This is a genomic window from Mycobacterium sp. E1386 (assembly GCF_001672745.1).
In the GTDB taxonomy this organism is placed as follows: domain Bacteria; phylum Actinomycetota; class Actinomycetes; order Mycobacteriales; family Mycobacteriaceae; genus Mycobacterium.
In genome coordinates, this window is record NZ_LZKH01000188.1 from 1 (window position 1) to 6,050 (window position 6,050).

At 70.9% G+C, this 6,050-nt stretch carries 6 protein-coding genes and 1 pseudogene; 2 read left to right on the forward strand and 5 right to left on the reverse strand.

The genetic code is table 11. The features are described from left to right. The 3 genes and pseudogenes from A5709_RS19010 to A5709_RS19020 all read right to left on the reverse strand — a co-directional run. Positions 1-369 (reverse strand): annotated as a pseudogene (locus tag A5709_RS19010) (hypothetical protein); the annotation flags it as partial. A gap of 41 nt (positions 370-410) precedes the next feature. Further along, positions 411-1,682, reverse strand: a complete 1,272-nt coding sequence (locus A5709_RS19015; RefSeq protein ID WP_068121609.1) for a primosomal protein — start codon at positions 1,680-1,682, stop codon at positions 411-413. A 49-nt stretch (positions 1,683-1,731) separates the two neighbouring features. Further along, positions 1,732-2,550 carry an alkaline phosphatase family protein gene (locus A5709_RS19020; RefSeq protein WP_068121622.1) on the reverse strand — a complete coding sequence of 273 codons (819 nt, stop codon included), beginning with the start codon at positions 2,548-2,550 and terminating at the stop codon, positions 1,732-1,734. Between the two features lie 177 nt (positions 2,551-2,727). On the opposite strand from A5709_RS19020, the gene upp reads away from it, so the two are divergent. After that, positions 2,728-3,351, forward strand: coding sequence for a uracil phosphoribosyltransferase (upp, locus tag A5709_RS19025; RefSeq protein ID WP_068121613.1), 624 nt, complete (start codon positions 2,728-2,730; stop codon positions 3,349-3,351). A 5-nt stretch (positions 3,352-3,356) separates the two neighbouring features. Here upp and A5709_RS19030 read toward each other — a convergent pair whose 3' ends face one another. Both A5709_RS19030 and A5709_RS19035 read right to left on the reverse strand, forming a co-directional pair. Beyond that, positions 3,357-4,940: a phospho-sugar mutase gene (locus tag A5709_RS19030; protein WP_068121619.1), complete on the reverse strand. Its 1,584-nt coding sequence runs from the start codon at positions 4,938-4,940 to the stop codon at positions 3,357-3,359. 1 nt (position 4,941) lies between these two features. Next, a complete protein-coding gene (locus tag A5709_RS19035; protein ID WP_067943968.1) occupies positions 4,942-5,748 on the reverse strand; it encodes a purine-nucleoside phosphorylase in 807 nt (268 codons plus the stop codon). A 56-nt stretch (positions 5,749-5,804) separates the two neighbouring features. Between A5709_RS19035 and A5709_RS19040 the strand changes: the two genes are divergently transcribed. Further along, positions 5,805-6,050 (forward strand): cutinase family protein (locus A5709_RS19040; protein WP_231971971.1); only part of this gene is annotated, 246 nt, incomplete at its 3' end.

Sequence of the window (6,050 nt, forward strand, 5' to 3'; positions counted from 1 at the left end):
GGCGAACTGGCTGGCCGCCTCCTCGGCCGCCTTGAGCCGATTCGGTGCGACGTCGGTGGCCCGCATGGACTGCGACATGTCGATGACCAGGACGACGACGGCGCGGTTGCGCGGGATGCGCATGTCGTGGGTCGGGGTGGCCAGCGCGATGGTCAGCAGGACCAGGCTGAGCAGCGCGACGGCGATCGGGATGTGCCGCGTCGGCGACTGGGGCACGCTCGCCTCGGTGAACCGGCGCAACCGGCGTCGGCGACGCGCCTGGACCAGGACGTAGACGGCGAGCAAGGCCAGCGGTAGCAAACCGAACAACAGCATGCCCGGGCGCTGGAAGCCGTAGAGCGGTAACGGGCCGATCCCGGGAAGCGACACCCGCCAGTAAAGAGGAGACTCTCCGGGCCGTCAAACGGGGGCTATTCGCGCCTGAGCCGCCCGTCGACGAATTGCTCCAACTTCTCCCATTCCCGCACCGCCGCGGCGTACGGCGCCGAGGGCTTGCCGACCGAGCCGGGCTCGACCACGTAGGCCACCAGCTTGCCCAGCGGGCGGCCCGTCTCCAGCGCCTTGTCGACCGTGCCCTCCTCGGAGTAGTCGCCGATGTCGCGGAGCAGTTCGACGGCCAGGTCCAGCTGGTCGCGGTCCACCGCGTCCGGCCCGTCGGCGATGTCGTCGGCCAGCCCGCTGAGCACGTAGACGTTGTCCTCGGTGACCTTGACTTCCAGCGAACCGTCGGTGGCGGCGGTGCGGATGTCGTCGTAGGTGCTCAGGTCGGCCAGGTCGTGGTCGTGCTCGTCGGCGAGATAACGGGCCAGCGCCCGTTCGGAGGTGAACACGCTGATGCGCCCGTTGCGGCCCAGGAAGATCGGGCGGTCGTCGAGGTAGCACCGCAGGGTGTAGAAGGTGCCTGAACTCGTCATGATCCGAATCGGATCGATGCCGACCTGCTGCCAGAAATCCTCGTCGCTGCCCAGGATTACGGTGTCACCGGCCGCGCGGGGCTCCTCGGCGTCGGCCTCCACGGGCTCGTCGGCCTCGGCGTCGGCCTCCTCGTCGGCCTCGGTGTCTTCCGCCTCTTCCTCTTCCTCGGGCTCTTCGGCCAGCTCGTCGGCGGCCTTGGCCGACAGCTTGGTGTCCACCTCGGGGGTGGTGACGATGTCCTCGATCGCGCTGAGCACGTCGTCCCAGCTGCGCGCGATGATCTCGCCGAGCGCGTTCCAGCGCTTGAGGCCGGCCTTGCCGCTGAAGTGGTCGATCCCGCCGGACACGGTGCCCAGCGTGGGATTGCCGTTGAAGAACTTCGACACCGCCGCGAGCTCGCACACCGACCCGATGGACGAGACCAGCGCCAGCGTGCGGGCCAGCCCGGTCACCGACTCCTCGGTCGGCTTCTCCGACACCAGCTCCTCGACCGCGACCAGATCGAACTGCTTGTCGTCGGCGGGCGAGAACTTGTGCGCGTGCGCCGCGGTCAGGTCCTTCCACGCGGGGTGGTCGGCCAGGTCGTTGTCGGTGTCGGAGCGCACGAACGCGACCAGGTCGGCGACCGAGGAGAAGACGTACAGGTCCTCGTCCTTGCCCAGGAACGCCTCCCACTCGTCGCCGGCGTCGCGCCAGCGGGGCGCCCACACGGTGTAGCGGTCGCCGTCGGACAGGCTCAGGCGGATGGGCACGAGGTCAGCAGCCATGCGGCACACAATAGCGACGGCGGGGGAGCACCCCTGCCGTCGGGAGCGGCTAGCCCCAGATATCGGTGATCGGTGGCGCGCTGGCCGCGTATCCGGTTTTGGGCAGCCCGTACATCTGCTCGATCGTGGACAGCACGCTGTAGTGGTTGATCTGCTCGCTGTAATTGCCGGGACGGATGTGGGCGCCGTAAAAGATCGTGGGGATCTGGTTGCGGCTGCCGTTATCGTCCTCGTCGAACGTCACGATCAGCAGGCTGTTGTTGGCCGCCGCCCAGTTGGCGTAGCCCGACAGCTGCCGGTTCAGCCAGGTGTCGGCCTGAGCGATCGAGCCGTCGTGCATGTTGTCGTCGTTGTTGGGGATGACGAACGACACAGTGGGCAGGCTGGCGTAGTTGCCCATCGGGAACGCGGAGAACGGCAGCGAGTTCGCCGGCGGCACGTTGGTGAAGTTGGCCCAGGGCACGTGCTTGCGCGCGTACTTGCCGGCGCTGCACGCCGGCGAGCCGACCGCGGGCAGGCCCTCGGCGAAGCCGACGAATGTGTAGCCGGCGGCCAGCAATTCGGAACCCAGGTTGGGCGCGGCGCCGCCGTTGATGGGGCATTGGTCCGTGGTCACCCCGAAGGTGTTGCCGGCGAACAGCGCCAGGTAATTCGGCTCGCTGGGGTGCGTTTCGGCGAACGATTGCACCATGTTGGCCCCACCCGCGGCCAGCGCGGTGATGAAGGGCGCCGACTTGTTGCCGATGATGCCGTTTTCGGAGCGGTTCTCCTCGACCACGATCACGATGTGCGCAGGCTGCGGAATGGCCGCTGCCACCAGGCCTATCCGCGGAGTCAGCGGGCTGGCCGCCAGCGCGACCAGGGCCAGCGCGCCGAGTGCCCCAAGGACGCGAAATGCCCTGCCCGTCAACCCTGTTGAATCCGCGATTCCACTCAGCACTACGGGAGCATATGGGCGGACCGGGCAGGTCGCCGGCGGCGACGCGGGCGGCTTCAGCGGGGCGTTAGCGAACTGCGGCCGGATCGTTATATAAGGTCAAACACCGTGGAGGTGCGCGTTGTCGATCACCCGCTGGCGGTCGCCCGGCTGACGACGATGCGCGACGAACGCACCGACAACGAGGGCTTCCGGGCGGCGTTGCGGGATCTGACCGCGATGCTGATCTACGAGGCCACCAGGGACGCCGTCCGAGAGAATTTTCCGATCCGCACACCGGTGGCCGAGGCGCAGGGAGTGCGGCTGGCCAAACCGCCCCTGCTGGTGCCGGTGTTGCGGGCCGGACTGGGCATGGTGGACCAGGCGCTCGCGCTCCTGCCGCAGGCCGCGGTCGGCTTCGTCGGCGTGGCCCGCGACGAGGAAACCCACCGGGCGACTGGATATTTCGAGTCGCTGCCCGACGAGCTGGCCGGCCTGCCGGTGTTCGTCATGGATCCGATGCTGGCCACCGGCGGGTCCTTGCAGCACACCGTTGGCCTGCTGCTGGATCGCGGTGCGACCGACGTCACGGTGTTGTGCGCGGTGGCCGCGCCCGAAGGCGTTGCCGCGCTTGAGAAGAAGGCGCCCAGGGCGCGCCTGTTCACCGTGGCGGTCGACGACGGGCTCAACGAGAACGCCTACATCGTGCCGGGTCTCGGCGACGCGGGCGACCGTCAATACGGGCCGCGCTAGCCCCATTACCAGCTCTGCGCCGAAGACACCAGCTCGTCGCGCATCGCCCCGGCCCGCCGCCGGGCGTCGTCCAGCTCGCCGGTGACCGCGCAGCGAACCTCGATGTAGCACTTCAGCTTCGGCTCCGTCCCGGAGGGCCGCACCACCAGCCGGACCGACGCTTCGTCGTCGCCGCCGGTGAAGATCAGCGCGTCGGCGATGTCGGTGACGGTCGCGGTGAACCCGGCCAGCGTTTCCGGTGGCGTCTCGCGCAGCCGCCGCATCACCTCGGCGGCCTCGGCGGCGTCGGCGACGCGGCGCGACACCGCCGCGACGTCGTGCACGCCGTAGTGCCGGGCGAGCTCGTCGAGCGCGTCGGAAACCGAACGTCCCCGGTCTTTGAGCGCGGCCACCAGGTCGCACACCAGCACCGCGGCGCTGATGCCGTCCTTGTCGCGCACGGCGTCCGGGTCGACGCAGTGCCCGATCGCCTCCTCGTACGCGTACACCAGCGTGCCGCCCAGCACGTCGGCGTCGGCGCGCGCCAGCCACTTGAAGCCGGTGAGCGTTTCGACGTGGGTGGCCCCGTACCGGCGCGCGATGGCCGCCAGCATCCGTGAGGACACCACGGTGCTGGCCACCACCGCCGCTCGCGGATCGGCGACCCGCGACAAGATGTAATCGCCCAGCAGCCAACCGGTTTCGTCACCGGACAGCATCCGCCAGCCCGAGCCGGCCGGGACGCCGACCGCGCACCGGTCGGCGTCGGGATCCAGCGCGATCGCGACGTCGGCCCTGACCTCTTCGGCCAAAGCCAGCAGCGCGTCGGCGGCGCCGGGCTCCTCGGGATTGGGGAAAGCGACGGTCGGAAAGTCGGGGTCCGGCGCGAACTGCGCACCCACGGTGTGGATTTGGCCGACGCCGGCGCGTTGCAACGCTGCCACGGCCACGGTGCCGCCGACCCCGTGCAGCGGGGTCAAGGCCACCCGCACCGAACCGGTGCCGCGCCGCACCGCCGCGGCCCGGGCGATGTAGCGCTCGACCAGGTCGGTGCCGGCGGGTTGCACCGGACCCCGGTGGATTTCGTCGGCCGGGGGAGCGGCGGCCATCGCGGCCTCGATCTCGCGGTCGGTGGGGGAGACGATCTGGATGCCGCCGTCCGTGTAGACCTTGTAGCCGTTGTCGGTCCGTGGGTTGTGCGAGGCGGTGATCTGTATCCCGGCGGCGGCGCCGGTGTGGCGCACGGCGAACGCGACCACCGGCGTCGGCACCGGCCCGGGCAGCAGCATGACCGAGAAGCCTTGGGCGGCAAGCACTTCGGCGGAGACGGTGGCGAAAACGGCGGAGCCGTGCCGGGAGTCGCGCCCGACGATCACCGGCGAGCCGGCCAGGCCCCGCCCGTCGAGCACCCGCGCGACCGCCCAGGTGGCGCGTGACACCACCGCGACGTTCATGGCGTCGGGCCCGCCGCGCACCGGGCCGCGCAGGCCCGCCGTGCCGAACCGGAGCGGGTGGGCGAATCGCGCGGCCAGCTCGTCGGGCGCGCACGCGGCGAGCTCGGCGGCCGTCGCCGGGTCGGGATCGTGTGCGATCCATTCCTCGGGTGTCATCTCAGAACCGGGCTACGACGTCGGCCAGCAGCGCGCCCATTCGGCCGGCCGACGCGGCGCCGGCGGCTAGCACCTCCGCGTGGCTCAGCGGCTCACCACTGATCCCGGCGGCCAGATTGGTGACCAGCGACACCCCCAGCACCTCGGCGCCGGCCGCCCTGGCGGCGATGGTCTCGTGCACGGTCGACATGCCGACCAGGTCGGCGCCCAGCATCCGCAGCATGCGCACCTCGGCCGGCGTCTCGTAATGCGGGCCCGGCAGGCCGGCGTAGACGCCCTCGGCCAGTCCCGGGTCGTCCTGGCGGGCGAGGTCCCGCAGCCGCGGCGAGTAGGCGTCGGTCAGGTCCACGAATTGCGGTCCGACCAGCGGCGAACGCGCGGTCAGGTTGAGGTGATCGCTGATCAGCACCGGCTGGCCCACCGTCAGGTCGGGCCGCAAGCCGCCGGCCGCGTTGGTGAGCACGACGATGCGCGCGCCCGCCGCGCAAGCCGCCCGCACCGGGTGCACGACGTGGCACAGATCATGGCCCTCGTAGGCGTGCACGCGACCGACCAGCACCAGCACCCGGCGCTCGCCGATGCGCGTCGAGATCAGCTCACCGGTATGCCCGACGGCGGTCGGGGGCGCGAACCCGGGCACGTCGGCCTGCGGCAGCACGGCGACCGGGGAGCCGAGCGCGGAAACCGCTGGGCGCCAACCGGATCCGAGCACGATGGCGACGTCGTGCCCGGGCACGCCGGTGCGCTCCCCGATGACCTGCGCCGCCCGCAGCGCGAGCTCGGCGGGGTCGAGCGGGGGTTCGGCCACAGTGGGGGAGCTTAGCGGCGCGGTGGCACACGCCGGAATATGTGAAAATCTGCCGCATGAATCTTCGTAAGTGGCCGATTGCCGGCCTGGCCGTCGCCGTTGCGGTGGCGGCTCTTTCGATCGCCACCGGTCCGCTGGCGCCGGCGCGGGCCGACGGATGTCCCGACGTTCAGCTCATCTTCGCCCGCGGCACCGCCGAGCCGCCCGGTCTCGGGGTCGCCGGAGACGCGCTGCTCGCCGCGCTGCAGCCGGCCCTCGGCTCGCGCAGCGTCGACGCGTACGCGGTGAACTACCCGGCCAGC